This window comes from Streptomyces boninensis, from assembly GCF_048572725.1.
GTDB lineage: Bacteria > Actinomycetota > Actinomycetes > Streptomycetales > Streptomycetaceae > Streptomyces > Streptomyces boninensis.
The window spans coordinates 4,422,512-4,445,646 of record NZ_CP183837.1 but is presented as its reverse complement, the minus strand read 5'-3'; the positions used below and the strand labels follow the sequence as shown (position 1 = coordinate 4,445,646).

Annotated in this window: 22 protein-coding genes; 11 read left to right on the top strand and 11 right to left on the bottom strand. The window is 72.1% G+C overall.

Features of this window, described 5'->3' with window-relative positions:
* Window positions 1-4 precede the first annotated feature (4 nt).
* On the bottom strand, window positions 5-3,280 hold the full coding sequence (locus ACNNMR_RS20130; protein ID WP_419996032.1) for a hypothetical protein: 3,276 nt from the start codon (window positions 3,278-3,280) through the stop codon (window positions 5-7).
* 220 nt (window positions 3,281-3,500) lie between these two features.
* Here ACNNMR_RS20130 and ACNNMR_RS20125 point away from each other — a divergent pair, with 220 nt between their 5' ends.
* From ACNNMR_RS20125 to ACNNMR_RS20115, 3 genes are read left to right on the top strand one after another with little or no spacing between them, the layout of a single operon-like run.
* Window positions 3,501-5,816, top strand: coding sequence for a HAMP domain-containing protein (locus tag ACNNMR_RS20125; RefSeq protein ID WP_419996031.1), 2,316 nt, complete (start codon window positions 3,501-3,503; stop codon window positions 5,814-5,816).
* Between the two features lie 13 nt (window positions 5,817-5,829).
* Entirely contained in the window at window positions 5,830-7,074 is a 1,245-nt protein-coding gene (gene pgsB, locus ACNNMR_RS20120; RefSeq protein ID WP_419996030.1) for a poly-gamma-glutamate synthase PgsB, read from the top strand.
* A 14-nt stretch (window positions 7,075-7,088) separates the two neighbouring features.
* On the top strand, window positions 7,089-7,568 hold the full coding sequence (locus ACNNMR_RS20115) for a poly-gamma-glutamate biosynthesis protein PgsC/CapC (protein ID WP_419996029.1): 480 nt from the start codon (window positions 7,089-7,091) through the stop codon (window positions 7,566-7,568).
* 82 nt (window positions 7,569-7,650) lie between these two features.
* Here ACNNMR_RS20115 and ACNNMR_RS20110 read toward each other — a convergent pair whose 3' ends face one another.
* Window positions 7,651-8,568, bottom strand: a complete 918-nt coding sequence (locus tag ACNNMR_RS20110) for a LysR family transcriptional regulator ArgP (RefSeq protein ID WP_420000419.1) — start codon at window positions 8,566-8,568, stop codon at window positions 7,651-7,653.
* A 69-nt stretch (window positions 8,569-8,637) separates the two neighbouring features.
* On the opposite strand from ACNNMR_RS20110, the gene ACNNMR_RS20105 reads away from it, so the two are divergent.
* On the top strand, window positions 8,638-9,264 hold the full coding sequence (locus ACNNMR_RS20105; RefSeq protein ID WP_419996028.1) for a LysE/ArgO family amino acid transporter: 627 nt from the start codon (window positions 8,638-8,640) through the stop codon (window positions 9,262-9,264).
* A gap of 28 nt (window positions 9,265-9,292) precedes the next feature.
* Here ACNNMR_RS20105 and ACNNMR_RS20100 read toward each other — a convergent pair whose 3' ends face one another.
* Window positions 9,293-9,928, bottom strand: coding sequence for a PepSY domain-containing protein (locus tag ACNNMR_RS20100; RefSeq protein ID WP_419996027.1), 636 nt, complete (start codon window positions 9,926-9,928; stop codon window positions 9,293-9,295).
* Between the two features lie 50 nt (window positions 9,929-9,978).
* Entirely contained in the window at window positions 9,979-10,311 is a 333-nt protein-coding gene (locus ACNNMR_RS20095) for a DUF190 domain-containing protein (protein WP_419996026.1), read from the bottom strand.
* 129 nt (window positions 10,312-10,440) lie between these two features.
* Here ACNNMR_RS20095 and ACNNMR_RS20090 point away from each other — a divergent pair, with 129 nt between their 5' ends.
* Window positions 10,441-11,184: an HAD family hydrolase gene (locus ACNNMR_RS20090; RefSeq protein WP_419996025.1), complete on the top strand. Its 744-nt coding sequence runs from the start codon at window positions 10,441-10,443 to the stop codon at window positions 11,182-11,184.
* A gap of 41 nt (window positions 11,185-11,225) precedes the next feature.
* Here the strand turns inward: ACNNMR_RS20090 and ACNNMR_RS20085 are convergent, their stop codons facing one another.
* Window positions 11,226-12,212, bottom strand: coding sequence for a zinc-binding dehydrogenase (locus tag ACNNMR_RS20085; RefSeq protein WP_420000418.1), 987 nt, complete (start codon window positions 12,210-12,212; stop codon window positions 11,226-11,228).
* Window positions 12,213-12,327: 115 nt separating this feature from the next.
* On the opposite strand from ACNNMR_RS20085, the gene ACNNMR_RS20080 reads away from it, so the two are divergent.
* Entirely contained in the window at window positions 12,328-13,008 is a 681-nt protein-coding gene (locus tag ACNNMR_RS20080; RefSeq protein WP_419996024.1) for a pentapeptide repeat-containing protein, read from the top strand.
* Here ACNNMR_RS20080 and ACNNMR_RS20075 read toward each other — a convergent pair.
* Complete coding sequence (locus ACNNMR_RS20075; protein WP_419996023.1) at window positions 12,995-13,495, bottom strand: hypothetical protein; 501 nt, start codon at window positions 13,493-13,495, stop codon at window positions 12,995-12,997. The two genes, ACNNMR_RS20080 and ACNNMR_RS20075, sit on opposite strands and share 14 nt — an antisense overlap.
* A gap of 133 nt (window positions 13,496-13,628) precedes the next feature.
* Here ACNNMR_RS20075 and ACNNMR_RS20070 point away from each other — a divergent pair, with 133 nt between their 5' ends.
* Window positions 13,629-14,021 carry a Uma2 family endonuclease gene (locus ACNNMR_RS20070; protein WP_419996022.1) on the top strand — a complete coding sequence of 131 codons (393 nt, stop codon included), beginning with the start codon at window positions 13,629-13,631 and terminating at the stop codon, window positions 14,019-14,021.
* Window positions 14,022-14,536: 515 nt separating this feature from the next.
* On the opposite strand, the gene arfB is transcribed toward ACNNMR_RS20070, so the two are convergent.
* Window positions 14,537-14,974 carry an alternative ribosome rescue aminoacyl-tRNA hydrolase ArfB gene (gene arfB, locus ACNNMR_RS20065; RefSeq protein ID WP_420000417.1) on the bottom strand — a complete coding sequence of 146 codons (438 nt, stop codon included), beginning with the start codon at window positions 14,972-14,974 and terminating at the stop codon, window positions 14,537-14,539.
* Between the two features lie 136 nt (window positions 14,975-15,110).
* Here arfB and ACNNMR_RS20060 point away from each other — a divergent pair, with 136 nt between their 5' ends.
* Window positions 15,111-15,686 carry a TerD family protein gene (locus ACNNMR_RS20060; protein WP_419996021.1) on the top strand — a complete coding sequence of 192 codons (576 nt, stop codon included), beginning with the start codon at window positions 15,111-15,113 and terminating at the stop codon, window positions 15,684-15,686.
* A gap of 60 nt (window positions 15,687-15,746) precedes the next feature.
* On the opposite strand, the gene ACNNMR_RS20055 is transcribed toward ACNNMR_RS20060, so the two are convergent.
* Together ACNNMR_RS20055 and ACNNMR_RS20050 are read right to left on the bottom strand one after the other, a co-directional pair.
* The gene (locus ACNNMR_RS20055) at window positions 15,747-16,940 is read right to left on the bottom strand and encodes a winged helix DNA-binding domain-containing protein (RefSeq protein ID WP_419996020.1); all 1,194 of its coding nucleotides are present in this window, start codon (window positions 16,938-16,940) and stop codon (window positions 15,747-15,749) included.
* 33 nt (window positions 16,941-16,973) lie between these two features.
* Window positions 16,974-17,501 carry a flavin reductase family protein gene (locus ACNNMR_RS20050; protein ID WP_419996019.1) on the bottom strand — a complete coding sequence of 176 codons (528 nt, stop codon included), beginning with the start codon at window positions 17,499-17,501 and terminating at the stop codon, window positions 16,974-16,976.
* Window positions 17,502-17,695: 194 nt separating this feature from the next.
* On the opposite strand from ACNNMR_RS20050, the gene cdgB reads away from it, so the two are divergent.
* The 3 genes from cdgB to ACNNMR_RS20035 all read left to right on the top strand — a co-directional run bounded on the left by cdgB (window position 17,696) and on the right by ACNNMR_RS20035 (window position 20,942).
* Entirely contained in the window at window positions 17,696-19,408 is a 1,713-nt protein-coding gene (cdgB, locus tag ACNNMR_RS20045; protein WP_419996018.1) for a diguanylate cyclase CdgB, read from the top strand.
* Between the two features lie 146 nt (window positions 19,409-19,554).
* Complete coding sequence (locus ACNNMR_RS20040) at window positions 19,555-20,496, top strand: hypothetical protein (protein ID WP_419996017.1); 942 nt, start codon at window positions 19,555-19,557, stop codon at window positions 20,494-20,496.
* 110 nt (window positions 20,497-20,606) lie between these two features.
* Entirely contained in the window at window positions 20,607-20,942 is a 336-nt protein-coding gene (locus ACNNMR_RS20035; RefSeq protein ID WP_419996016.1) for a peptidase inhibitor family I36 protein, read from the top strand.
* A 10-nt stretch (window positions 20,943-20,952) separates the two neighbouring features.
* On the opposite strand, the gene ACNNMR_RS20030 is transcribed toward ACNNMR_RS20035, so the two are convergent.
* Window positions 20,953-21,804, bottom strand: a complete 852-nt coding sequence (locus tag ACNNMR_RS20030) for a class II fructose-bisphosphate aldolase (protein ID WP_419996015.1) — start codon at window positions 21,802-21,804, stop codon at window positions 20,953-20,955.
* Between the two features lie 33 nt (window positions 21,805-21,837).
* On the bottom strand, window positions 21,838-22,773 hold the full coding sequence (locus tag ACNNMR_RS20025; RefSeq protein ID WP_419996014.1) for a 1-phosphofructokinase family hexose kinase: 936 nt from the start codon (window positions 22,771-22,773) through the stop codon (window positions 21,838-21,840).
* Window positions 22,774-23,135: the final 362 nt, after the last annotated feature.

The window sequence follows — 23,135 nt, the reverse complement described above, 5'->3', positions numbered from 1 at the left end:
TGCGCTAGTACTGGCGGCGCATCAGGCGGAAGGCCGTCACCGCGCCTGCCAGGGCGAGGGCGAGGATGCCACCGCCGATGACGTACTCACGGGTGTCGAAGCCTGTGTCGGCCAGGTGGGGCGGGTCCTTGGGGGCGGGGGTGCTGCCGGGGTCGGAGGGAGTCTCGTCCTTGGGGGCGGGGGGTGCTGCCGGCTTGTCCTTCGGGGGGTTGTTGGGCTTGGGGTGCTCGGCGGGCGGGTTGCCCGGGGCGGGCTCGGCTGGCTCGTTGGGAGTGGGCTCGCCGGGGTCCTGCTGGCCGGGCTCGTCGGGCTCGGCCGGGGTGGGCTCGTCCGGGGTGTCCGGGCCCGGCGCGTCCGGCTCCTCCTGGCCCGGCTCCTCCTGGCCCGGCTCCTCCTGGCCCGGCTCGTCCGGGGTCGGCTCGTCCGGCGTCGGCTCCTCCGGCGTCGGCTCTTCCGGGACTTCCTGGGTCGGCGGGTCCTCTTCCTCCGGCGGGTTCGCCGGGCTGTCGATCTGGTCCCCCGTCCCGTTCCCCTCGTCGATCACCCGCACCGTCGCGTCCCCCGACTGCACCGGCAGCGCAAGGCCGCTCGCCCGCGCCCCGGTCCGGTTCGTGTAGACGTCGCCGTCCACATTGCCCTTCGGCTGCAGCACCAGGTCGTACATGTGCGTCTCATTCGGCGCCAGCGGCCCCGGGTCCGTGATCCTGAAGCCGGTCACCTCCGCCAGGCCGGCCGGGCAGCCCGAGGAGCCGAGCTGGGCCTTGGTGCACCAGCGCGTGTCGCCGCCGGATGCGTTGGACTCGTCGTCCGGGTCGAGGCTGATCGAGGCCGGGTCGGCGCTGGTGTAGAAGACCGTGCCGTCCTCGAGCGGGCCCGGCTCCTCGGCGAGGCCGACCGTGCCGCGGAAGTCCGTGGCCGGCCGGCGGTCGTCGCCGTTGTGCGGCAGGGCGTCGATGAGGTCGATGTTGGTCAGGGGGCGCGGACTGCGGTTGGCCAGCGTCATCGTGTACTTGAGGTTGTCGCCGACCTTCTCGACCGGCACCGGCGCCTCCTTCTCGATCGCCATCGCCGCGCCGTGTGCGATCTGCAGCGCGTGCGTCGCCTCGCGCTGCGACTCGGGGCTGCTGTCGGCCGGCGTGGAGACCTCGGCCTCGTTGACGGCCGTGGTCTCGGGCGCCAGCGAGCTCGCCCGTACGTCGAAGGTGATCGGGTCGATCGGCTGGTTGGGCGTGCGGTCCTTCAGGACCCAGGTGACCGTGGTCGTGCCGTCCTCGTTGGGCTCCACCTTCGCCGGCTCGACGGAGGCGTTGCCCGCGTACGACACCCACTTGGGCAGGGTGTCGACGACCGTCACGTCGTGGGTGCCGGTCCCGTTGGCCTTCGAGGTGAGGGTCGGGTAGAGGGCGTACGTGGCCGTGCGGCCCGCGGTGACCTGGTAGCTCGGCCGGTCCGGGGCGGTCTCCGGGGTCGAGCCCGGCGGCACCACGCGCTTGTTCACGCGGGTCAGCACCGAGGTCACGGTGAGCCGGTCGGCCGCGCGGCCCAGCGACTCGTCCGGGTCGCTGGTGTCGTGGACCCACTTCTGGCGGGCCCTGGTCATGCCGAAGTTGCGCAGCCTGGTGTCGTCGTCGACGCCGTCCGCGACCTGCAGGTTGGTGTAGTAGTAGCCCATCGTCAGGCCCTTCAGGGGGCCGACGAAGCGGACCTTGCCGACCGCCTTGATGCCGCCGGGGACCTTGGCCGGGTCGTCGTACCAGGGACCGTCCTCGTCGTTGCAGTCCGCCTGCTGCATCTCGCGCGGGCTGCCCCAGTCGGCGGCCGCGTACTCGATCTTCACGCCGCTGACGTTCTTGGTGAGCGCGTAGGCGCCGTCGGCGTCCGTGGTCAGCGTCTGGACCTTGTTGTCGAAGGTGTCGCAGGCGTACAGCGGGTCGTACGCCGCCACGCCGGAGTTGGTGACGCGGACGCGGCTGCGGAACTTGTCGCCGGGGGTGACATAGCCGTCGCCGGTCTCGTAGTCCGTGGCGGTGCCGGCGGGGGTGCCGTCCAGGTCCTCGTACCACTTGCGCAGCAGCAGCCGGCCGTTGACCACCAGGCTGGACTCGTTGCTGTTGTTGGCCAGCGGCTCCAGCCCGGAGCCGTAATTGTCCTGGCCGGACACCGACTTGGGGTCGAACCCGGTGAAGGTGTCCTTGATCTTCACGGCGCCGCCGGGGTTGCCCTCCGCCGCCTTGTTGATCTCGTCCTGCGGGATCCAGATCTTGATGTAGCCGGAGACCACCAGCGCCTCGTCGGCGGGCACCGCCTTGCCGCTGGTCGTCTGGGTCGGTACGTGGTCGGCGCTGGTGTCCGCGCCGGTGATGGTGACGTCGATGTTCGCGCCCGCGCCGGACTGCGCGCAGTCGAAGGTGCCGCTCTCGGTCACGCCCCTGGCGCCGCCGCCGCTGCCCGCCGGCTGGCTGCCCGCCTTGCTCGCCGGGTACGGGGCGCAGGCCGGCAGTGAGGTCCAGTCGAAGAGCCGGGCGCCGCCCGCGGACTTTCCGTCGAGGAGCTGCGAAATGTCGTCGGTGAAGGTGAACGGCGAGGCCAGCGGCTCGGAGCCCAGCTTCGGCGAGTGCTTCGGGTCGTCCTGCGGCTTCGCGCCCACCACGATCGGGAATTCGTAGACGACTCCCGCCTCGCCATTCGGGCCCGCGGCCTCTTGCTTGGCAATGCCGCCGTCCCGCTTGTTCAGGTCGAATTTCGGTGCCGCCGATACGGTGACGGGGTCGGCGTGCACCTCCTTGCCCGGTGCGTTGTCGGCGGTCACCCCGGCGGACACCGGCACGTTGTCGCCATTGTGCATATCGCCGGTCACGCGGAGCAGCACCGGGATGCTGCGGCTGGCATTGGTGAGATCGCCGAGATTGCAGATGAGTCGCTGCCCGTCGATTTTCGAACCGGGCCCGGTGCAGGTGCCAGGGAGCTGCTCCCATTCGGTGCCGACCGGGGCTTCGAGGGTGAAGGTCTCGTTGTTGGCGGTGCCGCCGGTGACATTGACATCCACCTTGTACTGGATGGTGTCGTGGGTTCGCACGATGCCGTTGCTGTCGCCGGAATCCAGCCCGGGGCCGTCCGCGGACGTGAAGTTCCCGCCGCCGTCCTTGGCCACCGAGACCGCGATGTCGATGACCGGGGCCGCCCCCGAGGATGACGCGCCCATGACCGCCGGTGCGGTGGTCGTCGCCAGAATTCCCGCTGTCAGCGCGACCCCTACCGGATGCCGCTTTCGCCAATTCATGGTATGACCTCCTTTTCGCTTCATCCCTTGTAGACGATTGCGGGTGGCGGCCTCTGGAAGCGGGTCGCGCCCTCTTTGCGGGTGACCGGGAACTTCACTCGACCGGCGGGGCGCGCGCAGGCTGATTTGCTTCAATTCCGAACACGCCATATTTGGTCCGTATGAACGGCCGGGCGCTGATGCATGCTCTTGCTCCGGCGAACTCAGGAAGTCAGGTGCTATGGCGGTGAGCCCTGAGCAGCAAACCCCTCGCGGCCGCCGCAGGGAGCTGCCGCTCCTCGGCGGGGTGCGTTTGCCCATCGCCCTGCTCGCGGTGCTGCTGCTCGGGGTATGCGGAATTACGGCGGCCACGGTCGGCGAGGCCGACGACGGGCCCGTATCCCAAGCGGTGCTGGATGCACAGCAGTTCATCGCCGAGGACGGGGCGGGGACGGTCGGCTCGGCGCTCGGGCAGCATCTGCAGGATCTGCCGCGGGCGGCGCGGTTGTACGGGGCGGGGCCGGGGCCGGTCGAGTCGCCGCGGCGGGCGGTCGAGGCGATCGCCGGGTCGTATCAGAAGTGGCGTGGGCTGGCGCTTGTCGAGCCGGCCACCGGGCGGCGGGTGGCTGTTGCGGGTGAGCGGGTGCCGGTGGGTGGGCCGCTGATGCCGGTGCCGCGGGCGCGGATCACGCCGCTGGCCGATGGGGAGGCGCGGCTTGTCACGTATGCGGCCTTCGGGCGGGCGGGGGAGCCGGCGCGGGTGCTGGTGGCGTCCGGGGCGCTGCGGCTGCCGCCGGACGGCAAGGGGCGGACGACGTTTGTGACCGGGCCCGGGGGGCGGGTGCTGGCGGCGTCGGGGGAGCGGTGGGCGGATCCGGGGCTGCGGAAGCTGGTGGCGGGGGCGGTGGCGGGGGCCGGGGTGGGGAAGCGGGCCGTGGCGCGGGTGGATGGGGCGGGGCGGCATGTGGTGCTGGGGAGCGCGCGGGTTGGGGAGGGCGCGGAGGGCGGGGAAGGCGGGGAAGGCGGGGAGGTGGCGGGCTTTGGGCTCACCGTGACTACTGCGGTGGATCTGCCACCTGGGACTGGTGCGGTGGGGCGGGTGCGGCTGGCCGTGATGGCTGCGCTGAGTCTGCTGGTCGTTGCGGTGGCCGTCACGCTGTTGCTGCTGTGGGGGGTGCAGTTGCCGGTGCTGCGGCTGCAGGCGGAGTCGCGGCGGCTGGTGCGGGGGGAGAGGGAAGCGCCGGTGCGGGTGCGGGGGTGGGGGGAGCCGGGGCGGATGGGGGTGGCGTTGGAGGGGGTGCGGAGGGAGTTGCGGGGGGAGGCGCGGGAGGAGGCGCGGGGCGAGGCGCGTGGTGGTGAACTCCCTGTGCATGGACGGCAGATGCGGCTCACCCGTATCAGCAGTGTGCGCGCTGCGGCCGTGCTCAGCGCGGCGCTCGTCGCCGGGTGGGCGGTGGCGCTGCCGCTGCTCAATCACGCCGACGCGGACGATCGGGTCCGCGAGCTGGCGGCGCGCGAGCAGCTCGCCCGCGATCAGGCGTATCGCACCCACACCACCGCGGAGCGGGTGCGGCGGCTGGTGCTGGAGGCGAGCGCCGATCTGTCGTCGCTGGCGCCGTCCGTGCGGACGTCCTCGTACGAGGCGGGCGAGCTGCTGGAGGAGGCTGTCGCGGGTGGGGGACCGTGGCGGTCGTTGTACGTGCTCGACCGTGGTGGGCGGGTGCTGGCGCGGGCGGGGCATGCGCCGACTGCGTATCGGTGGCCTGCGGTGCTGCCGAGGCAGGCCGCGGTGCTGCAGCTCAATCACTCGGGAAAGGTGCCTGCGACTGCGGCGGTGGCGCCGCTGGGTGGTGGGCCGGTGCTCGTTGGTGAGCTGCGGCCTTCCGTGCTGAGTGCGCCGCTGGAGCGGCAGGGCATTGGGCGGGCGTGGCTGGTCGATGCCCGGGAGCGGGTCATTGGGGGGAATCGCGGGTTTACGGCGTTTGAGCCGCTGCCGGGGCGGGGGCTGTTCAGTGCGTTTACGGAGTGGTCGACCGACAGCTCGCTGGGGGATCTGCTGCGGGGCGCGGATGCGCCGGTGCTTGCGGCTGACGGTCCGCTGACCGGGCCCGGGCCCGTGGCGGAGCTCGGGTGGCGGGTGGTGACGGAGAAGCCGCTGTCGTGGGCGGCGTTGGCCGCGTACGAGAGGGAGCGGGGGTGTCAGGTGGTGGGGCTGCTGGCGCTGACCGCGGCGCTGCTTTGTACGGGGTGGCTGCATCTGGTGGTGCTGCGGCCGCTGCGGGCGGCGGAGGCGGCGGCGAGTGCGCTGGCGGAGGGGGAGCGGGCGGAGGTTCTTTATCCCCGGCATGAAGATGAGGTGGGGGCGATCATGCGCAATCTGGAGCTGCTCCGGCGGGAGTTGAAGAACCCGCCCCTAGAACAGTCCCCGCCCTCCCGGGGGCCACGCCCCTTCCAGGCTATCGACTCCCCCCGCCAACCCCCCGACTTTTCCACAGCCAAGACCAACCCCCCAGGTCATCCCACCCAGCCACCCGAGCCCGCCCACCCCACCTCATAGCGGAACCCCCACCATGTACTTCCTCTACTGGACCCTCCTCCTATCCGCCCTAGCCCTAACCACCGCCGGCATCGTCGAACAACGCCGCCACTTCGCCAACCTCGACCGCATCAACCACCGCGTCCTCGTCAACGGCATCCGCGGCAAGTCCTCCATCACCCGCCTCTGCGCCGGCGCCCTCCGCGGTGGCGGCCTCGTCACCGTCGCCAAGACCACCGGCACCGCCGCCCGGTTCATCCACCCGGACGCCTCCGAGGAGCCCGTCTACCGCAAGTTCAACATCGCCAACATCATCGAGCAGATCGGCATCGTCCGCCGCGCAGCCGCATACGCCCCCGACGCCCTGGTCGTGGAATGCATGGCCGTCATGCCCGACCTCCAGGAGATCAACCAGGAGAAGCTGATCCGCTCCTCCATCGGCGTCCTCTGCAACGTACGCGAGGACCACCTCGAGGAAATGGGCCCCACCCTCGACGACGTAGCCCGCTCGCTCTCCCGCTCCATGCCGGTCGGCGGCGTCTGCGTTACGGCCGAGCGCGAGCGCCTCGACATCCTCCGCGAGGAGGCCGCCACCCGCGACTGCCGCCTCGTCGCCGTCGACGCGGAGTCGGTGACCGACGAGGAGATGCGCGGCTTCCAGTGGTTCACCTTCAAGGAAAACGTCGCCATCGCCATCGCCGTAGCCGAACTCCTCGGCATCAGCCGCGCCGACGCCCTCGCCGGCATGTACGCCGCGCCCCCCGACCCCGGCGTGATGACCGTGCAGAGCTTCCGTACCCCCAACGGCAACACCCTCCGCTTCGCCAACATCTTCGCCGCCAACGACCCCGAGTCGACGCTGCTCAACATCGACCAGCTCCTCGGCCTCGACGCCATCCGCCGCCCCCTCCACGTCCTGGTCAACTGCCGCCCCGACCGGGTCGAACGCAACGTCCAGATGGGCCGGCTGATCCCCGACATCGCCCCGGACGCCGTCTACTTGATCGGCCACCCCACCAAGAGCGCCCGCGACGGCCTCCCCCGCCAGTGGCAGGGCAAGGTCGTCGACCTCGGCGGCAACTCCCGCAGCCCCGCCGAGATCGTCGAGTCGGTGCTGACCCACGTGGACGAGGCAGCCGCGGCAGCCGAGGCCGGGGAGGCGGTCTCGCTCGTCGCCATCGGCAACATCCACGGCCAGGGCGAGCTGCTCCTGCACGACCTCGACCGGCTGCCCCGGCTGCCCCGCCCGTCCACAGCCGCCCTGCCCGCCGGACTCTGAGGAGGCCCCGCCCGATGCCCGTAGTCCTCGCGCCCGAAACCGCCGCCGTCGGCATCGCGGTCGGGCTGCTGCTGTCCCTCGTCTGCTACCTGGCCACGAACCTGTCCCCCGGCGGCATGATCACTCCGGGCTGGCTGGCCCTCACCATGGACCAGGACCTGCGGATGGCGCTGATGGTCGCCGGGGTGACGGTCCTGACGTACGGCACCTCCAAGGTGCTGCAGCAGCTCGCGATCCTTTACGGCAAGCGCCTGTTCGCGGCGGTGGTGCTGTGCGGCGTGGTGCTGCAGACGTCGCTCTATCTGCTGATGCGGCAGCAGTACCCGATGTTCTTCGCCGACCAGACGCTCGGCTACATCGTCCCCGGCCTCATCGCGTACCAGCTGATCAGGCAGCCGCCGAAGGCCACGCTGCTGACCACGGGGATCGTCACGTTCAGCGCGTACGGGGTGATCACGGTCGGCAGCCTCCTGGGCGCCCTGCCCAGCGCGTAGCGCCTCCGGCGCGGTGCGGCGGAAAAGAAATTCCGGGGGCTTCGCCCCCAGACCCCCAGACCCCCAGCCCCCCGGGTCCTGATCACCCCGGCGCATGCAGCGCCTCCCCCGCCGTCTCCGCCACCGCCTCCGCCACCCGCGCCAGCGCCGGCACGTCCAGCTTCCACTGCTGCCAGTAAAGGGGTACGTCCAGCCACTTCCCCGGCGCCAGATCGACCAGCTCCCCCGACCGCAGCAGCGGCTCCGCCTGCATATCCGGCACCAGCCCCCACCCCAGCCCGGCGACGATCGCCTGACAGAAGACCGTCGACGTCGGTACGTAATGCCGCAGCGCACTCGCCCCCGCCCTGCCGCGGGTCAGGGTCCGTACGAAACGGTCCTGCAGCTCATCCCGCCGGTCGAAGACGATCACCGGCGCCGCCGGCAGCAGCCGCGAGAGCGGCCCCGCGGGCAGGTGCCGCGCCTTGAACTCCGGGCTCGCCACCGGCAGATACCGCTCCCGCCCCAGCGGCCGCACCGTGCACCCTGCCACCGGCTCCGCCGACGACGTCACCGCCGCCATCACCCGCCCCTCGCGCAGCAGCGCCGCCGAGTGGCCCTCGTCCTCGCGGACCAGCTCGAAGCAGACCGGCGGGTCCTGCGGCACCCGGGTCAGGGCGGACAGGAACCAGGTGGAGAGGGAGTCCGCGTTCACCACGATGGGCAGCCGAGCCGCCGCCGCGCCGTCCGCGTCACCTGGAGCGATCCCCAGCTCCAGCTGCGCCTCCTGCTCCAGCGCGGCCAGCGCCCGCGCGAAGCGCACCACCACCTCGCCGGACTCGGTCGGCCGGACCGGCTTCGTACGCATCAGCAGCACCCGCCCGGTGCGCTGCTCCAGCGCCTTCACGCGCTGGCTGACCGCGGACGGGGTCAGGTGCAGGGCCGTCGCGGCGGCGTCGAAGGTGCCCTCGTCGACGGCGGCGAGGAGGGTGCGGACCAGTTCCGGAGGCAGATCTCTCATCACGAGCGCTAATGTTACGTAAGGAAGTTTAGCTGTACTGATGGCGCGGTGATCCATACGGTCGAAGGCATGAACAGCGCACTCCTCCCGGCGGCCGCCGCCGGCTTCGGCACCGGACTCTCCCTGATCGTCGCCATCGGCGCACAGAACGCCTTCGTCCTGCGCCAGGGCGTACGCAAGCAGGCCGTCCTCGCCGTCGTGGGCATCTGCGCGCTCTCCGACGCCGTCCTCATCGCGCTCGGGGTGGCCGGGCTCGGCGCCGTGGTCACGGCGTATCCATCCGCGATGACCGTGATCGGCCTGGCGGGCGGCGCCTTCCTGATCGGGTACGGGGCGCTGGCCGCGCGGCGGGCGTGGCGGCCCGCGGCCGGGCAGGGGCTGAAGGCGGAGGGCGCGGCTACGGGCTCCGTCCGCACCGCTGTGCTCACCTGCCTGGCGCTGACCTGGCTCAACCCGCACGTCTACCTCGACACGGTGCTGCTGCTCGGCTCGGTCGCCTCGGAGCGGGGCGACATGCGGTGGGTGTTCGGGGCCGGGGCGATGCTGGGCAGCCTGGTCTGGTTCGCGGCCATCGGCTACGGCGGGCGGATGCTCAGCGGGGTGCTGGCCCGACCGGTGGCCTGGCGGGTGATGGACCTCGCGGTCGCGGCGACGATGCTGACGCTCGGCGGGATGCTGCTGGCCCGCACCCTGTGAGGGCGCGGGCCGGTCCCGCCGGGGGCGGTCAGTCCTCGCGCGTCTCCGCCAGCACGTCGCCGGAGGCGGCGTCCACGACGACCTCGTACTCGGCGCCGCTCTCGCCCTGCAGCTCCAGGTCCCAGCTGAGCCGCTGCCTGTTGTTGTAGTCGTCGTCCAGGTCGGCGCCGGTCACGGCGGCGCCGCTGACCTTCTTCTCCGCGGCGTCGGCGGCCTCGACCAGCGTCACCTCGGCCTTTTTCGCCTGCTCGGCGTCCGCGGCGTCGTCGTCATCGGCGGACTTGGTGCGGGTACGGAGCACCTTGCCGCTGTTCGCGTCGACCACCACCTCGTGCCAGGTGTCGTCATCGGCCAGCACGTCGAAGTCCCAGACGTAGCCGTCCCGCCCGCTGTCCAGGTCGGCGGCGGTGGCGATCCCCGCCTGCTCCTTCAGCGCGGTCGCGACGGCGTCCTGCAGCCGTACGTCGGGGGCCTGGGCGGCCGCGGCCTGCCGGGGTGCGGCCTGGGACGCTGCCGGGCGCTCCGGGGCGGCCGCGGACCGCTCGCTCGCGGCGCCCGCCGCATAGCCGCCGAAGCCCGCCGCGCCGGTGAGGACCACGGCGCCCAGCACGGCGACGGTGACGCGGCCGGCGCCCGTACGACCTGAAGAAGTGTGTGAATTCATGGAATCCACGGTGCGGCCCTGCTGTCCGGACCGCGCGCCGGAGGCCCGGCTCAGTAGGCCGAACGGTGCCCGGGCCCATGCACCCGTACCGGATCGAGGACGACCAGCGCGGCGGTCGGCTCCAGCACGTCCTCGATGCTGTCGAGGAAGGCGCGCAGCCGCCGCTCGTCATCGACGATCAGGACGGCATACGGGCCTTTGCGACCGCCGCCCGGCTGTCCGTCGGCGCCGAAGCCGAGCGTTCCGTGCAGCACGGTGGCGCCCGCGAGGCCGTCGCGGTGGGCGCGGTGGACGATCTCGGCGTAGGCGGGGCGGTGGTGGTAGAGGGTGGTGCCGTCCAGGTAGAGGGTGAGGCGGGCGGCGGCTGGGCCTGGGTGGGGCATGCGGTCCGCTTCCCGGGAGGGGTGGGGGGTGGCGCCGGTCACCGTAGCGGTGCGAGGGCCGGGCCGCCAGGAGTGGGGCAGGGCTGCCCGCCAGGAGCGCCGCGGCAGGGTGGGCCGTAGCCTGCGGGCATGACGATCAGTGCCGTCCTGTGGGACGTGGATGACACGCTCTTCGACCACTCCGGCGCGGAGCGGCGGGGGGCGCTCGAATTCCTCGCCGGGGAGGGGCTGCTGGCGCGGTACGCCTCGCCGGAGGCCGCCGCCGCGCACTGGCATGCGGTGTCGGAGGAGTGGGTGGACCGCTATCTGGCCGGGGAGCTGGGCTTCCAGGCGCAGCGCAGGGAGCGGGCGCGGGTGCTGGCCGACCGGGCCGGGATGACGGACGCGGAGGCGGACGCCTGGTTCGCGGGGTACCTGGCCGCGTACCAGCGGCACTGGCGCGCCTTCCCCGACGTACGGCCCGCGCTGGACGTGCTGCGCGGCGGCTTCCGGCACGGCGTGCTGTCCAACAGCGCCGCGTTCCAGCAGGACCACAAGCTGCGCGTCGTCGGCCTCCGCGACCGTTTCGAGGTGCTGGCCTGCTCCGAGGAACTCGGCGTCGCCAAGCCCGCCGCGGGCGCCTTCCACGCGGCGTGCGCGGAGCTGGGGCTGCCGCCGGAGGAGGTGGCGTACGTCGGCGACCGGTGGGATGTGGACGCGGCGGGGGCGGACGCGGCCGGGCTGATGGGGGTGTGGCTGGACCGGGACGGCGTCTGGCTGGACCGGGACGGCGGGCAGCCGGAGCGGGAAGGGGCGGCCGAGCCGCGGGAGTTGCGGCGGATCGGCGGGCTGGAGGAGCTGGCGGGGCTGCTGCCGGGACCGCGCCCGCGGTAGCGGTGGCGGGGCGCGGTCCTGGCTGATCAAGTGGCAGCAGGTCAGGGGATCAGGACGACCTTCCCGATCGTCCCGCGGTTCACCAGCGCCTTGTGCGCGGCGGCCGCGTCCTTGAGCGGGAAGCGCTGCACCTGCGGTACGAGCCGGCCGGATGCAGCCTCCTCCAGGGACGCGGTCTCCATCCGGCGGAGCGGGTTCTCGCCGCCGATCTTGTCGAGCCAGCCGGGGCCGAGGACGTTGAGCGTGGTGATGCCGCGCTCGGCGAGCTCCGCCTCGGTGAACTCCAGCGGCGCGCCCGACGACCAGCCGAGCACCAGGTGCCGGCCGCCGCGGCCGAGGAGGTCCGCGGCGCTGCGGGCGGCGTCGCCGCCGACGGTGTCGAGGAGGACGGTGGCGGGGCTGCCGCCCAGCGCCTCGCGTACGTCGTCCGCCCACCCCTCGGCGCGGTAGTCGGCGGCGATGTCGGCGCCCAGCTCCCGTACCAGCGCGACCTTCTCCGGGCCGCCGGCCAGGCCGATGACCCGCGCGCCGAGGTTCTTCGCGTACTGCACGAGCAGCGCGCCGATGCCGCCCGCGGCCGCGGTGACGATGACCGTGTCGTCCGGCTTCAGGCCGGCGAAGTGCAGGAACGCCATCGCGGTGCGGCCGGTGCCGACCATCGCGACGGCCTCGGGCGCGCCGACGGAGTCGGGGATCTCGTGCAGCCGGTCGGCCTCGGTGGCGACGAGCTCGGCGTATCCGCCGGGCCGCATGCCGATGTGGGCGACGACGCGGCGGCCGAGCCAGTCGCTGTCCACGCCCTCGCCGACGGCGTCGACGGTGCCGGCGATCTCGCGGCCCGGGATGGTGGGCAGTTCGGGGAGCGGGTACGGGCTCTCCTTGCCGTCGCGGATCGCGGTGTCGAGGAGGTGCACGCCGGAGGCCTCGACCTTGATGAGCACCTGGCCGGGGGCGGGTGCCGGGTCCGCCGTCTCCTCGTAGACGAGGTTCTCGGCGGGGCCGAAGGCGTGCAGTTGGATCGCGTGCATGGTGGTCTCCTCCTCGGTTCGTACGGCCATCGTTGAACCTCAACCAAGGTGGAGGTCAAGGTGATGCCGGAGATCGAGGAGGGGAATTGTCAGACCCCTGGTCCAGGATGGGCGCATGGCTGCATCGAGGACGCGGAACGACCAGCTCAAGCCGCCGCGGCGGGCCCGGGTGACTTTGCCCGACCTGCGCGCTTTCACGGAATCCGGGCTGGAGCCCGACGGGGACTATGACGGGCTGCGGCTCGCGGACCTCGATCTGACGGGCTCCGACGGCGGCGGGGCGCGGTTCATGGACTGCGGGCTTTTCCGCTGCGGCCTCGATGAGGCGCGGCTGTCGTCGGCGCGCTTCATCGACAGCCTGCTGGAGGAGGTGCGCGGTGTCGGCACGGACTTCTCGGGCGCGACGCTGCGTGACTGCGAGGTGGTGGACGCGCGGCTCGGCGGGGTGCAGCTGCACGGGGCGGTGCTGGAGCGGGTGGTGGTGCGGGGCGGGAAGATCGACTTCCTCAACCTGCGGGCCGCGCAGCTCACGGATGTCCTCTTCGAGGACTGCGTGCTGGTGGAGCCCGACTTCCAGGGCGCGAAGCTGACCCGGGTGACCTTCGACGGCTGCACGATCTCCGGTGCGGACCTCTCCGCGGCGGCGCTCAAGGACGTCGACCTGCGGCGGGCGGCGGAGCTCGGCATCGCGCGCGGCGTGGACCGCCTGTCCGGCGCGGTGATCAGCCCCGAGCAACTGCTGTCGCTGGCGCCGGCCTTTGCGGCGCAGGTGGGGGTGGCGGTCAGGCCTGTGTGAAGCGGGTCTGGAGATCCCAGACGACGGGGTTATCGGCGAGCCCGTCGTGCAGGTCGGTGAGATCGGCGATGAGATCGTGCAGAAAGTCCCGCGCCTCGCGCCGCAGCTCCTCGTGCCGTACGAGCAGGGGCCTCTCGGTTACGTCCTGCCAGTCGGCGCTGATCTCCACGCTCCCGAAGCGGCGCTCGAAACGGAGCCGGTCGGTGGACTCGGTGAAGTCCAGCTCGGCCCGCTGCGGCTTCGCGGCGCGGCTGCCGAGTGGATCGCGGTCGAGCCGCTCGGCGATGTCGCACAGCGCCCACGCAAAGTCCAGCACGGGCACCCAGCCCCACCGGGGGGTCGCGATCTCGTCATCGGTGATGGTGTCGGCGAGATAGACATCCCCGCAGAAGAGGTCATGCCGCAGCGCCCGGACGTCCGCGGAGCGGTAGTCGGTCTGCGGCGGATCGGGATGCCGGCGGGAGAGGGAGTAGCCGATGTCGAGCACGCACCGATGGTGGCACATCGGGATCTGACCTGCAGAAACGCCTCTGCACACTCGTTCGGGTGAGCGATGGGCTGATCCGCGGCGGCGCTCGCGAATGCCCTGGAAGCGTCGCTTCCTGCGAAGGAGGTCACTCATGGCACTGGCAATCCCGGAGCGCGAGGTGCGCGTGGCAGCAAACGACCCGGTCGAGGACGCGGAACCGAAGGACCGTGTCATTCCTGACTTGGTGCTGGCCCCGCGCCGGAGTTTCCAGGACGAACTGGAGTGGCACGACCCCGCACCCGTGCTGCTCGCCGCCGAAGTGACCGCCAGAACGACTGTCCGTGTGGACCGGGTGAAGAAGCTCGCGGGATATGCCCGCGCCGCCATCCCTGTCTATCTCCTGATTGATCGCGAAGCCGGCGCCGTCTGGATCTACAGCGAGCCGGAGGGGGGCAAATACACCCGAGCTACCCGGGCGGAGTTGTCGAAGCCGATAGTCCTGCCGGAGCCTTTCGACTTCGAGCTGGACACCAGCGAGTTCTGATTGCGGTCAGGCTTGGTATCGGATGGTGACGGCCGCGTTGCCGTCTTTCGCCTCGGCCGGTGCCGTAAACGGAGGCTGGCTGCGGAGGAGTGGGGTGGCGGGGGGAGCTTGGCGCTGCCGGGTGGTGGTTTGGGGGTGGGGCGCAGGCGGTTAGAAGGGGGCGCATTCGTCTTCTCTGCGCGCCCTTTTTCGTGGGGGTGTGTTGGGGGGCTGGGCACCTTGGTACCGGGCGGCCAGACACCCTCACAAGAAAAAGAGCGCACGGATATCCTCCGCGCGCCCCCACCATGGGCAATGCGCCCTCGCCTCTGCCTCCCCCTCCGGCTCCTCCGCCTCTCCCAGAGCCGCACCCGGCAGACCGACCCGCCCCGCCTCCCCGCTCCCTCCGCAGCCAGCCTCCGTTTACGGCACCGAGCTAAGGCGGAAGACGGCGGTGCGGCCGTCACCATCCGATGCCAACCCGTCCGTCCCAGCTGCCAGCCCAGCCCAGCCGGGTCAGTCCCAGCCCAGCCGGGTCAGTCCCAGCCCCTCCCGCTCCGCCCCCGCTTCGTCTCGCTCCGCTGCTTCTTCTCCCGGAGCCGGCGCTCCTTCGCGCCCCGCGACACCCGCGTCTTCTTACGAGGCTTCGGCGGGGGTGATGTCGCCTCGCCCAGGAGCGCGGCCAGGCGGACCAGGGCCGTCTCCCGGTTGCGCCACTGCGAGCGGTGCTCGCTGGCTCGTACCGAGAGGACGCCGTCCGTCAAGCGCGGCGCGAGGCGTTCCAGTGCGCGCTCCTTCCACACTTCTGGGAGCGCCTGGGTGGCCGCTAGGTCGAAGCGGACTTCGGCGGCGGTGTCGGACGTGTTTACGTGCTGGCCGCCCGGGCCTGAGGATCTGGAGAAACGCCACGTCAGCTCGGCCTCCGGTACGGAGACCGAGCCGCGGATGACGTAGGGCCCGGACATGACATCTATGATCGCGCGCTTGCCCGTTTCCCGTCACCCGGGTTTCTCCATGCTCATGGAACCGGATGCCCCCATACCCGCGTTGGGCCGGGTGAGGGTAGCGTCTGCTGCTCAGTTCACACTTCAACCTGAGGGGGACCTCCCGATGGCCGTAAGCCTGCAAAAGGGCGGCAATGTCTCGCTGACCAAGGAGGCGCCGGGCCTGACCGCTGTCACCGTGGGCCTGGGCTGGGACGTGCGGACGACCACTGGTCAGGACTTCGACCTCGACGCGAGCGCCATTGCGGTGAACACGGCGGGCAAGGTCTACTCCGACCAGCACTTCGTCTTCTTCAACAACCGGCAGTCGCCGGACCAGGCGATCGTTCACACCGGCGACAACGTCACCGGCGCCGGCGAGGGCGACGACGAGCAGATCAACGTGAACCTGGCGGGCATGCCCGCCGACGTCGACAAGATCGTCTTCCCGGTGTCGATCTACGACGCCGAGAACCGCAGCCAGAACTTCGGCCAGGTCCGCAACGCCTTCATCCGCGTCGTGAACCAGGCCGGCGGCCAGGAGATCGCCCGCTACGACCTGAGCGAGGACGCCGCCACCGAGACCGCGATGGTCTTCGGCGAGCTGTACCGCAATGGCGCGGAGTGGAAGTTCCGCGCGGTCGGCCAGGGCTACGCGTCCGGCCTCGCGGGCATCGCGCAGGACTTCGGTGTGAATCTCTGACACCCACCGCGACAAGCAGCTCGCAGCTGAGGCGGGCGGTTCCCCCGGGAGCCGCCCGCCTCAGGCGTCTCCGACCAACTCCGCCGTCAGCGGCGCCGCGAAGCGGGCGACCAGCGCATGCTCCGCCAGCCACGCATTGAGCCGCGCGCCCTCGGCCTCCACCGCCGCCCGCGCCTCCGCGCCCCGGTCGGCGAGCAGCCGCCACACCACCTCGCCGTCGCGGCGCTGCGCCCAGGCGCCGATGATCTCGCCGCGCCACCAGACGGTGGGCCCGGCGTTGCCCGCCGTATCGAAGAGCAGCGGCTTCAGCGCGGGATCCAGGTAGAAGTCGCGGTGCTTCCACCCCATCGTGGCCGGGTCGAGGGAGGGCAGGAAGGCCGCCCACGGGCCGGGGTCGGGTTCCGCGGCCGCCGCGGCGCCGTCCGCAAGCAGCGCCGCGTCCTCCGCCAGCAGCCAGCCGTCCGCCCCCTCTACTGCCCCTTCCACGGCCTCGATACGGGCCAGCGCCCGACGCGTGTCCCCGAGCGACCAGCCGGTCCACCACTTGAGGTCGTCGGTACTCGCGGGTCCGTACGTCCGCAGCCACCGCCGCGCCACCTCCGCCTGCGCCTCGGCGGGGTCCAAGTCGGCCATCGGCGGCGCGATCTCGTAACGGAACTGCCCCGCCGCCCACCCGCCCAGCGGCCGCGCCCGCCGGATCCGCCCGTCCATGGCGAGCACCCGGAGCACGGAGCCGCCGACGCGCAGCTTCGCTTCGTACGGCTTGCCGGGGGAGGTCACGATCGTCTCCTGCAGCACCGGCACCCGCTCGATGACCTCCGCCGTCCCGGCGCCCCCGGCACCTGCCTCGCGTACGGCCGAGAGCGCGGCCTCCTCGGCGGCGGCCAGCCAGGCCGCGTCCCGGGCGGTGCCGGTGGCGGCGAGGTGCTTGAGCAGCGTGGCCCGTTCGCGGCGGGCGACGGTGCGGGTGGTGGAGTGGTGGAAGACGGGGACGAGATCGGCGGGTACGGCCCACAGCGTGCGCCGCATGGCGTGCATCCGTACCAGCGTGCGGTCCTCGTACAGCGCCCGGTCGACGTCCGCGGGCGTCGGCTCGCGCAGCCGCGCGCGGGCGGAGAGCATCACGGTCGCGGCCTCGGTGGCATGCAGCCCGACGAGCGCCTCGGCCACGTCCTCGGTGCGAGCGGCGCGGGCGGCCGGGGTCAGGAGCTGGCGGTGCGCCAGGCGAGCCCGGCGCTGAGCGGCGGCAATCACGCGCTCACCCTAAGCAAGGCGGCGCCGCCGCCGTCACCCCAGCGTCCGATACCTCCCCCGGAAATACATCAGCGGCCCACCCTCCGCACTAGGCACCCCCGCCGTAAGCACCCGCCCGATCACCAGCGTGTGATCCCCGGCCGGCACACGCTGCTCCGTACGGCACTCCAGCACCGCCAGCGCGCCCCGCACCAGCGGCGCGTCCGTGACCTCGCCCCGGGCGTACGGGATGTCCTCGAAGAGGAGGCGGTCGCTGATCCGGCCCTTCATCGCGAAGCGCCCCGCGATGTGCCGCTGCGACTCGGACAGGACCGACACCGCCCACTCGGGCTGTTCGGCCAGGAGGTCGTCCATCCGGGAGCCGTTGCGCAGGCTCACCATCACCAGGGGCGGGTCCAGGGATACGGACATGAAGGCCGTGGCCGTCATGCCCACGTCCTCAAGGTCATCCTCACGCGCGGTCACCAGCACCACGCCCCCCGCCAGCCGCGACATGGCGGCGCGGAACTCGTCCTCGCTCACCCCAACAGGATGGGTCACCTCAGCGGTCTTCTGCAGCACGTCATGAACGGTAATCCCGCCGGATCCGCCGCCACATCGGGCCTTCGGCGGAGGGAGGTCCTAGGACCCGTTGATCTCTGTGACTTGAGTCACAGACAGCTGTTATATGTTGACCCTGAGTACCGGGTGGGCAGCTCGCTGTGATTCAGTGGCCGTGGCACTTGCGACGGGGGCGTTGCACAGGGGGAGGGGAGATGGAGACGGACCAGGAGCCTTACGTCCGCCTGGCCAGCCTCAAACGACTGCACCAAGTGCTCGCGGATCTGAATACGGCGCGCAGCCTGGCCGACACGCTGCAGACCGTGTCCGACGGGCTGGTGGCCGCTCTCGGTTACGAGCAGGTCGCCGTCAATCTCGTCCGCCAGGACGGCGATCTCGTCGTCGCCGCCTGCTCCGGCAGCCCCGCCACCGAGGCCCTGATGGCCGGCCGGATCGGCTCCCGCGCCTCCTGGGAGCGGCGGCTGTCGATGGGTGAGCGGTGGGGCGAGCTGCGTTATATACCGCACACCGAGGGCTGGGTCCTCGACTCCGACGACGTACCGAAGGTGCACGCCGACCTCCCGCCGCCGGTCTCGCCGGGCGACTGGGCCACCGGCGACCGCCTCTTCGCCCCGATGTACGACTCCGGCAGCGAGCTGCTCGGCGTCCTGAGCGTCGACGCCCCGTCGAACGGCCGGATCCCGGGCCCGTGGGGCCGCGAGGCGCTGCAGCTGTTCGCCTCCCAGGCCGCCATCGCCATCTCCAATGCCCGGCTGCGCGCCAATATGCAGCGCGCCCTGGTCCGCCTGGAGCGCGAGCAGCAGGCGCTGCGGGCCAGCGAGGAGTCCTTCCGGCAGGCCTTCGAGTACGCGCCCAGCGGCATGGCCGTCGCCGAGCTCGGCGGCGACCAGCACGGCCGCCTGATCCGCGTCAACGACGCCCTGTGCCGGCTGCTGGGCCGCTCGCCCGCCCAGCTGCGCCGGCTGTCCTTCTCCGACCTGGTGCACCCCGAGGACGTCGGCCTGCTGCTGCGCACCTTCGCCGAGGGCGGCCGCGCCGAGCTGCGGCTGACCCGCCGCGACGCCACGTATCTCTGGGTCCACCTGCGCAATTCCGTCGTCGCCGACGCCGCCGACGGGCCGCAGTACCTGCTCACGCACGTCGAGGACATCGAGGAACGCAAGCGGCATGAGCAGCACCTCGCCCACCGCGCCTCCCACGACGCCCTGACCGGCCTGCCCAACGGCGCCGAGCTGCGCGCCCGCCTCGCCGCCCGGCTGTGCGAGGCCGCCCCGGAGCCCGAGATCTCCACCCGCCTGGTCACCCGCCCGCCGGCCGCCCGCGCCCGCGGCCTGGTCGGCTCGCCCGTCGAGGCCGACAGCAATGGCCACAGCCGCGGTCCCGACGGCGCCGAGATGGACGACTGGATGGGCTCGGGCCCGTACGACCACCCGGCCAATGGGATCGGCCACCATGCGCACGCCGTCGCCCCCGCGGGTGAGGGAGATCACCACACCAAGGGGCTCGCGGTGCTCTTCTGCGACCTCGACGGCTTCAAGTCGATCAACGACCGCTTCGGGCACAACACCGGCGACGCCGTCCTCATCGAGGTCGCCCGCCGCCTCACCGGTGTCGTACGGGACGGGGATACGGTCGCGCGGCTCGGCGGCGACGAGTTCGTGGTGCTCGCCGACGGGCTCGGGCACGCCGAGGCGGCGGACCTGTCCGTACGGCTGCGGAACGCCATCGTGCCGCCGATCCGGATCGACGGCCGGGCGGTGCGGGTGGGGGCCTCCATCGGCATCGGCTGGGCGGTCTGCGGGATGACGGGTGAGGAGATTCTCAGCTCCGCTGACCAGCGGATGTACCGGGAGAAGCGGTCCCGGTCGCGGTCCGCGCAGAAGGCCCAGCACCGCCGCGTCGGGTGACATCCCGGGCGCCAGGAGTTCACCTGCCGGCCGTCCACAGGTGTTCTCGGGTGTTGACCCGAAAGGGGTAGGCTGCGCCGTGGCCGGTGGACTGCCGGTCATTGCTTTAGGACAAAAGCACCCGCCCAGCAGGGAGTGAGAAGGAGATGACCGCCGGTCACGACGGCGCGAACACGCCGCCCGCAGACGACGACCCGTTCGCGCATCTGTACCGCCCGGAGGGCGGCGCGGCTGCGGCCCCGGGCGCCGGGCAGGTGGATGGTGCCGCGCCGCCCATGCCGACAGCCGGCGTCCCCCGCACCTCGTACACCCAGGTGCGCCCCGTGGGCGAGCGCACCTTCGGCGGCGGCATGCCGCAGCAGGGCTACGGCTACCCGAACGGCAACGCCCACTACGCCGCGCCCGAGACCTACGGCGGCCCCCCGCAGGGCCCCCCGCCCGGCTATGACGACTACGACGACCGGCCCCGCCGCGGCGGCCACGGCGGCGGGCGCAACGGCGTGGTGCTCGGCGCGATCGCCATCGTGGTGACGGTCGCGGTGGCGATCGGCGCCGCGATGTACTTCGGCGGCGACGACGACAAGGGCGACGACAAGGCGGGCGGCCAGTCGCCGTCGGCGCAGGAGTCCAAGGGTGGCGGCGGCAAGCCGAAGACGCCGGGCGCGCTGCCGAAGGCGGACGCCGAGAAGCTCCAGCTCGCGGGCTCCGCCGCGCTGGCGGGCGACGTCAAGGGCGCGCCGTCGAAGAGCGGCCAGTACGTCGCCGGGATCAACCAGGCCGGCTCCTCCGCCGGCTGGACGGTGCAGGTTCCCAAGGCCGGGCAGTACTACTTCTACGCCGACTACGGCGTGCCGGGTAAGGACCAGGAGCTCGCCCTGAGCGTCAACGGCGAGGCGCAGACCCGGCCGATGAACATGGAGAACTTCGCCGGCGGCCCGGAAGGCGACTGGGAGAAGGGCTGGACCTACACGTACTCCATGGTCCAGCTGAAGAAGGGCTCCAACGAGCTCAAGCTGTCCTGCGAGGACGCGAGCAAGTGCGAGGTCAACATCGCCGCGTACGAGATCAGGAAGAACAAGCGGCCGTAGGGGTCGTTGGGGCCTGACCGGGGTCTTGGCCGGAATCGGTTGTTCGTGCGGTCGATAGCTGGAATGATCTTCCCCGACCATGATCCATCGGGGAATCAGGAGCAAGACCCTTGAGGAAGAAGCTGATCGCACTCGGCGGCACCGCGCTCATCGCCACGCTGCCGCTGCTGGCCACCGAATCCGCCTCGGCCGCCGAGAAGTGCCGTGAGGGCTCGGTCTGTACGTGGTCGAAGAACAACTTCGGCGGCACGAAGAAGACCAGCGGAAAGAACCCCTCCGCGGGCTGCAAGACCTCGTGGGGCGGCAAGACCGTCTCCAACCAGACCAGTCGGACGATCAAGGTCTACAGCGGCAACTCGTGCAACGGCCAGATGGAAATACTCAAGCCGAACCACTGGGGCCAGACGGAGTCCGGGCAGACGATCCACTCCATCCGGGTCCTCTGACCGCCTGCGCCTAAGAGCTCAGCACCCGCAGAAAACGAGACACGGTCCCGGCCATCGCTTCACGGCCCGGGGCCGTGTACTTTCGCGGGTCCACCGCCGCCGGATTGGCGGCCAGCCACTCCCGTACGGCGCCGGTGAACGCGGTGTTGAGGGCCGTACCGACATTGATCTTCCGCATGCCGGCGGCGACGGCTCGCGCGATCTCCTCATCCGGGACCCCCGAGGAGCCGTGCAGGACGAGGGGGACCGGGACCGCGTCGCGGAGGCGGGCGATCAGGTCGTGGTCGAGCGCGGCGGTGCGCTCGGTCATCGCGTGCGAGGAGCCGACCGCCACGGCGAGGGCGTCGACGCCGGTCTCGGCGACGTACGCGGCGGCTTCCGAAGGGTCGGTACGGACGCCGGGCGCATGCGCGTCGAGGGGCTTCTCGCCCTCCTTGCCGCCGACCTTCCCGAGCTCCGCCTCGACGTATATGCCGCGCTCGTGGCCCCAGCGGACGGCGGCTGCCGTCGCCTTGACGTTGTCGCCGTAACTCAGCTTCGAGGCATCGAACATCACCGAGCTGAAGCCCTCCGGGTGCGCGGCGCGCAGCAGTTCCTCCGACACGACGTGGTCGAGGTGGAGGGCGAGCGATGCCGACGAGACGCGGGCGACGGCGGCCGCGGCGGCGGCGATGGGGGCGAGGCTGCCGCCGTGGAACTTCACGGCGTTCTCGGAGATCTGGAGAATCGCGGGCGCGCCGGCCTCCTCGGCTCCCGCGGCGATCGCCTCGGCGTGCTCCAGGGTGATCACGTTGAACGCGCCGACGGCCCGGCCGGAGGCCTGGGCATCGGATATCAGTTCGGCGGTGGTGACGAGGGGCATGGTGGCTCTTTCTCGTGTGCTTGCTGCTGACGCCTACGCCGCGTGTGGCTGCGGGGCTACCTCGACCCGGTCGAGCACGGAGGCGTACGTGGATGGGTCGAACTCGCCCGCCGCGGGGGCGGCGACCGTCGCCGCGGAGAGGGCTACGGCGCGGGAGAGGCGCTGCGGCCAGTCGAGGCCGTCTGCCAGTCCGGAGAGGAGGCCGGCCACGGCGGAGTCGCCGGCGCCGGTCGGGTTGCCGTCGATGGCCTGCGGCGGGGCGGCGCGCCAGGCGCCGTCGGCGGTGGCGGCCAGCAGGCCCTCGGCGCCGAGGGAGGCGACGACGGCGGCGGCCCCGCGGCGGCGGGCGTCGCGGGCGGCGCGCAGCGGGACGGTGACGCCGGTGAGCTGGGCGAGCTCCTCGCCGTTGGGCTTGACCAGGTCGGGGCGGGCGGCGATGCCACGGCGCAGCGCTTCGCCGCTGGTGTCGAGGAGCACGGGGACGCCTGCGGCGCGGGCCGTACGAACGAGGTCGGCGTAGGCGCCGACGGGGACGCCGGGCGGGAGGCTGCCGCACAGGGCGACTGCCGTCGCGCGGGGGAGCAGGTCGGCGTAGGCGGCGGTGAAGGCCTGCCATTCGGCCGGGGAGATGGCTGGGCCCGGCTCGTTGAGCTGGGTGGTGTCGCCGGTGGCGGCGTCGACTATGGCTACGGTGCGGCGGGTGGTGCCCGATATGGGCACGAAGGCGTCGGTGAGGCGCCGTGGGTCGGCCTCGGCGAGGAGCTCGCGCAGGGTGTTGCCGGTGGCGCCGCCGGAGAATCCGGTGACGGTCACGTCCTTGCCGAGGGCGGCGAGCACGCGGGCGACGTTGACGCCCTTGCCGCCGGGTCGCTCGTCGACGTCCTGCACGCGATGTGTCGCGTGGGCGCGCAGCCTTGGCACTCGGTAGGTGATGTCGAGTGCGGCGTTCAGGGTGACGGTGAGGAACATGGCGCTCGCGATCTTGCCATTCGGCGGGCGTGCTTGCTACCCCCCAAACCGCCATGATTTGCCCACCCGCCCGCCCGTTGCTCCGCTCGACTGGGCGGGGGCAGTGGTTCCGTTGGGCAGGGGTGCGATGTTGTTGCTGCGCCCTGGGCGATCGCGCCTGGCGGCGCTCGCCCTCAAGCGCCGGGCGGGCTTGAGCGGGTCGGCCGCCGCCGGGGGCCGGGTGCGGGGTGGGGGCACGTCCTCACGCGGCACCGACACCTTCGGCCGGCACGTGCTGCTCATCCCCGCGCTGCGGGCGCACCCCCACCCCGCACCCTCGTCGCGCTGCCGGGCGCCGGTCCCGTTGCCAGTGTGGCGCCTCG

Excerpts from the sequence above, each read along its gene's own strand:
- ACNNMR_RS20025 (WP_419996014.1), bottom strand. The coding sequence starts at position 22,773 with ATGTTCCTCACCGTCACCCTGAACGCCGCACTCGACATCACCTACCGA.
- ACNNMR_RS20090 (WP_419996025.1), top strand. The coding sequence starts at position 10,441 with ATGACGATCAGTGCCGTCCTGTGGGACGTGGATGACACGCTCTTCGAC.
- pgsB (WP_419996030.1), top strand. The coding sequence starts at position 5,830 with ATGTACTTCCTCTACTGGACCCTCCTCCTATCCGCCCTAGCCCTAACC.
- ACNNMR_RS20110 (WP_420000419.1), bottom strand. The coding sequence starts at position 8,568 with ATGAGAGATCTGCCTCCGGAACTGGTCCGCACCCTCCTCGCCGCCGTC.
- ACNNMR_RS20100 (WP_419996027.1), bottom strand. The coding sequence starts at position 9,928 with ATGAATTCACACACTTCTTCAGGTCGTACGGGCGCCGGCCGCGTCACC.
- ACNNMR_RS20125 (WP_419996031.1), top strand. The coding sequence starts at position 3,501 with ATGGCGGTGAGCCCTGAGCAGCAAACCCCTCGCGGCCGCCGCAGGGAG.
- ACNNMR_RS20070 (WP_419996022.1), top strand. The coding sequence starts at position 13,629 with ATGGCACTGGCAATCCCGGAGCGCGAGGTGCGCGTGGCAGCAAACGAC.
- ACNNMR_RS20085 (WP_420000418.1), bottom strand. The coding sequence starts at position 12,212 with ATGCACGCGATCCAACTGCACGCCTTCGGCCCCGCCGAGAACCTCGTC.
- ACNNMR_RS20040 (WP_419996017.1), top strand. The coding sequence starts at position 19,555 with ATGACCGCCGGTCACGACGGCGCGAACACGCCGCCCGCAGACGACGAC.
- ACNNMR_RS20095 (WP_419996026.1), bottom strand. The coding sequence starts at position 10,311 with ATGCCCCACCCAGGCCCAGCCGCCGCCCGCCTCACCCTCTACCTGGAC.
- ACNNMR_RS20130 (WP_419996032.1), bottom strand. The coding sequence starts at position 3,280 with ATGAATTGGCGAAAGCGGCATCCGGTAGGGGTCGCGCTGACAGCGGGA.
- ACNNMR_RS20080 (WP_419996024.1), top strand. The coding sequence starts at position 12,328 with ATGGCTGCATCGAGGACGCGGAACGACCAGCTCAAGCCGCCGCGGCGG.
- ACNNMR_RS20060 (WP_419996021.1), top strand. The coding sequence starts at position 15,111 with ATGGCCGTAAGCCTGCAAAAGGGCGGCAATGTCTCGCTGACCAAGGAG.
- ACNNMR_RS20105 (WP_419996028.1), top strand. The coding sequence starts at position 8,638 with ATGAACAGCGCACTCCTCCCGGCGGCCGCCGCCGGCTTCGGCACCGGA.
- cdgB (WP_419996018.1), top strand. The coding sequence starts at position 17,696 with ATGGAGACGGACCAGGAGCCTTACGTCCGCCTGGCCAGCCTCAAACGA.
- ACNNMR_RS20030 (WP_419996015.1), bottom strand. The coding sequence starts at position 21,804 with ATGCCCCTCGTCACCACCGCCGAACTGATATCCGATGCCCAGGCCTCC.
- ACNNMR_RS20115 (WP_419996029.1), top strand. The coding sequence starts at position 7,089 with ATGCCCGTAGTCCTCGCGCCCGAAACCGCCGCCGTCGGCATCGCGGTC.